Source organism: Aquifex sp. (genome assembly GCF_056494385.1).
Genome location: NZ_JBSLZM010000051.1, coordinates 1 through 3,720, shown reverse-complemented (window position 1 = coordinate 3,720; position 3,720 = coordinate 1). Strand labels below are relative to the sequence as shown.

4 protein-coding genes are annotated in these 3,720 nt (G+C 39.0%); 2 read left to right on the top strand and 2 right to left on the bottom strand.

Annotated elements, in window-relative coordinates; all coding sequences use genetic code 11:
• Nucleotides 1-247 precede the first annotated feature (247 nt).
• Both ACWB1W_RS03965 and ACWB1W_RS03960 read right to left on the bottom strand, forming a co-directional pair.
• On the bottom strand, nt 248-463 hold the full coding sequence (locus ACWB1W_RS03965; protein WP_479370095.1) for a CRISPR-associated endonuclease Cas2: 216 nt from the start codon (nt 461-463) through the stop codon (nt 248-250).
• A 197-nt stretch (nt 464-660) separates the two neighbouring features.
• Nucleotides 661-1,044, bottom strand: a complete 384-nt coding sequence (locus ACWB1W_RS03960) for a DUF302 domain-containing protein (RefSeq protein ID WP_479370094.1) — start codon at nt 1,042-1,044, stop codon at nt 661-663.
• A 149-nt stretch (nt 1,045-1,193) separates the two neighbouring features.
• Between ACWB1W_RS03960 and ACWB1W_RS03955 the strand changes: the two genes are divergently transcribed.
• On the top strand, nt 1,194-2,369 hold the full coding sequence (locus ACWB1W_RS03955; protein WP_479370093.1) for a TolC family protein: 1,176 nt from the start codon (nt 1,194-1,196) through the stop codon (nt 2,367-2,369).
• Nucleotides 2,366-3,720: efflux RND transporter periplasmic adaptor subunit (locus ACWB1W_RS03950; protein ID WP_479370092.1), on the top strand; the 1,355-nt coding region annotated here is incomplete at its 3' end. The genes ACWB1W_RS03955 and ACWB1W_RS03950, both read left to right, overlap by 4 nt.

Genomic DNA, 3,720 nt, shown 5'->3' with positions numbered 1-3,720 from the left:
AAATTTTATAGAATTCTTTAAGAGTCGTCAAGTGGAGTTTATTTCCCGTGAACCTCTAATCTCCCCAAAATCCCGGGAGGTTCACACTTGTTGATTTTGTAAGCAAAACCTCAAATCTTAAAACTTTTGGTTAGTTAGAACTAACATAAATTTTATGGGGTTCATTGACCGCCCAGAAATCAAAGGGGTAAAATATTTATTTCCTAATTTTTAGGTTTTTTTAATCCTTTAAATTTGTTAATACTTACTAAATAAACATATCATCACGGGAAGGCTTATCTATGCCTATACTCAAGCTCTCGTAGTACTTCTTTGTTCCGAACTTGTATATAAGAACGGAGTCGTAAGACTCTTCAAGGGCTTCCTTTAACTGGTCTATCAATATTCTGAGTTTTGTTTCCGTTATTTCCCCTTCAAATACGGAGTTTGAGAATGCCGAGTTTAGCCGTGGGGGAGTAGAAATTTAATAGGGTATAGGAGAATCCATTGAAATATGTGATTGCAACTTTCCCGTCAATAAAACTGCTATTCTGTTCTCTTCTTTTGAACAGGAAAGAAGAATTAATACAAGAAAAAGTGAAAGAAATAACCTCACAAGGTATTAAGATAAAAGGGAAAGGAAACTGAGAGGTTAAAAATTTCTTAAAAAGCTTATAAAACTCACTTAGCTGCCTCTTCCATTATGCTTTTTATGGTGTCTTCTATTTCCTGTGCAAGTTCTTTAAACTCGTCTGCTTTATACATATTCAGGAGTTCGGTAGGTGCTACAGTGCTAAGAACAACCTTCCCTCCTTGTTCATAAACCGATATCCTACAGGGCATGGCGGTTGATACATCTGCTCTTTTTGATAAAACGGTACTTGCAGCCTTTGGTTGGCATATCTCAACTATAGCGCACCTGTAATTAATAGGCATACCCTTACTTTCAAGAATTTTGTGAACCTCGTGAACAGACATAACGCCGAATCCCTTCTCTTTTGACTTTTCCTGAACGTCCTGGACTACTTTATCAAACTCTTTTTGAGTTTCTACGTTTATCAGCATCTTTCCACCTCCTCATAGGGTTTTTATATAGTAAATACTAACATAACTTTACAGGGTCAATGATTAATATCCTGTTAAATTCACGTTTAATTCACGCTAAATTAGGCCGTTGAGGTAAAAGTTATTTCTACATATCCTTATAAATCAACATGGTGTATATACTCATCTTGATTTTCTCAATTCCCCTTATAGCGGGAGAACTTGAGACACTTATAGAGAAGGCTTACAGAAACAACGAGCTCATCAAGAGTTACGATTTTAGAAAAGAAGCCTTCCTGAAAAAGGGGAGATTTTACCTTTCCCTTCCTAATCCCCAGATAAGGTTTACGCTTAGAAACTTTGATACGGAAGTTCCGATAGCGAGAAAGGAAAATCCCATGAGCTCTTACGCTTTTACCCTCTCCCAGGGTTACATACTCAGGGAAAAAAGGGAAAGGAAGTACGGCATATTTGAAGGAAAGGCTTTTGAAGTTGAGGCAAGAAAAAAGGTATATCTCAGAGAGCTTAGAAGGGATTTATCCCTTTTTTATTACGACTTTCTCTTAACCCTTGAAAGGGAAAGGATTCTTAAGGAAATCCTTAAGGACTTAAAACTTTTGAAGGACATTACCGAGGAGAAATACTCCTACGGGAAGGCTCTTCTTTCCGACCTCCTTCTTCTTAAAGCTGAAATAGTAAAGACGGAAAGGGCTATAGAAAGAGAGAGAGCTCTAAGGGAAGAGATTATCTCCCGTATATACGCACTTACATACGAAAGGGTACCTCTTGAGGGAGAAAAACTTAAACTAAGGGATTTCCCGAAAGCTTTTGACCCTGAAAGGAGTATATACATAGACGTTTTAAGAAAGGAGCTTGAAACTATAGTGAGGGAGTACAAATACGCTAAAGTAGTTCACAAGCCTGACATAAATTTCCTTATTGATTACGCCGTAAGACCAGACCTTCCTGATATGTTTTCCATAGGTATAGCTATAACTCTTCCCGTTTGGTATGAAAAGAGAGAAAAGTTTCTGGTCCTTGAAGCAAAAGATAGAATAGAAGCAAAAAAGAGAGAAATTAAGGATTTAAAAGTGAAACTCAAAGAAGAGTTTGATGGACTAAAGAGAGAGTATTATCTCCTTAAAGGTACCCTTGATAAGCTTAAGAAAGAGATTGAGGTAAAGAAAGCGGAAATCGGAGCCCTTTTTATAGCTTATAAGTATGACAGGGTTGATATAAGGGAAATTTTAAGAGCTTACAGGATTTTATGGAAGCTTAAACTTGATGAGGTTTCTCTTATAGCGTATATGAACAAACTAGTTGTAAAAGCGGAGGCACTACTATGAGGAAGCTTATTCCCTTGATTCTATTCCTGATTATTCCCTTCTTCGGCTTTTTTAAAAAGGATTACGAAGAGGTTTTAAGGTTTAAAAAGGAGGGCATTGAGGTAATCATTTACTCGGAAACGGGAAGTATAAAAACGGGAGGAAACAAGATAAAGGTGGAGGTAAAGCCTCCCAAAGAAATTAAGGAGTTTTACTTTTACATGCCCCCTATGCCCGGAATGAGTGAAATGAGAGATGTGGCAAAACTTGAAAAGGTGTCAGAAGGAGTATACGAGGGGAGTCTAAACATAAGTATGGACGGTCCGTGGCAAATAAGGGTTGTATTCGCTGATGGGAAAACGATAGCTCACGATGCATTTGTTCCCATAGTTAAAGGGAAGATGGAAAAACCGGCGGTAATGGTTCACGGGAACCATATAATGGTTTCTCCCGAAAAGCTTCAGCTGATAGGTGTGATAACCGAACCCGTAAGGAAAATTAAACTTGAGAAAAGATTCTATACGGTAGGTTACGTAGACTATAACCTATCAAAGGTATACGATATAACGGTGCGTGCTGATGCGTGGGTGGAGAATACCTTTGGGAGATTTGAAGGGGAATACGTGAGGAAGGGAACACCCCTTATGAAGATTTTAAGCCCGGATATGAAAATAGCCATTGAGGAATACGAACATGCAAAGAGGATAGGAGATAAAGAACTTATGGAAAAGGCAAGAAAGAAGCTTGAATATTACAAAGCGAGGAGTGTTATCCGTGCTCCTATAAGCGGTGTGATTCTTAAGAAAAATGTTTACGACGGGGGATTCGTAAAAGAAGGTTTTGTAGCTTACAGAATTGCGGACATATCCGAGGCATGGATTGTTGCTGAGGTTCCATTAAGTAAAGCAAGCTATGTAACGAGGGGAACCGAGGCTGAAATAATCCCCGAAGAAAATCCTAACCACGTGATACATGCAGAGGTTGATTACGTATTTCCTGAGGTTAATAAGCTTTCAAGGACCGCTAAGGTCAGACTCAAAGCAAAAAACCACAATCTAATGCTAAAACCTAACTCTCTAGTCGAAGTTAGATTTGAGATACCTTTAGGAGAGGTGCTCGCAGTCCCCGAAAGTGCGGTAATAGATACCGGAAGGAGAACGGTCGTCTTCGTTGAGATGGAAAAAGGTATGTATATGCCCGTTATGGTTAAACTCGGAAGAAAGGGAGAAGGTTATTACGAAGTTCTCCATGGATTAAAGGAAGGGGACAGAGTCGTAGTTAGGGGAACATTCCTTCTTGACGCAGAAGCGCAGATAAGAGGACTATACGGAGAAGCTGCAGCACCTGTTCACCACCATCACCATGCACCCAT

Coding starts and splice junctions, on each gene's coding strand:
- ACWB1W_RS03960 (WP_479370094.1), bottom strand. CDS start 1,044: ATGCTGATAAACGTAGAAACTCAAAAAGAGTTTGATAAAGTAGTCCAG.
- ACWB1W_RS03955 (WP_479370093.1), top strand. CDS start 1,194: ATGGTGTATATACTCATCTTGATTTTCTCAATTCCCCTTATAGCGGGA.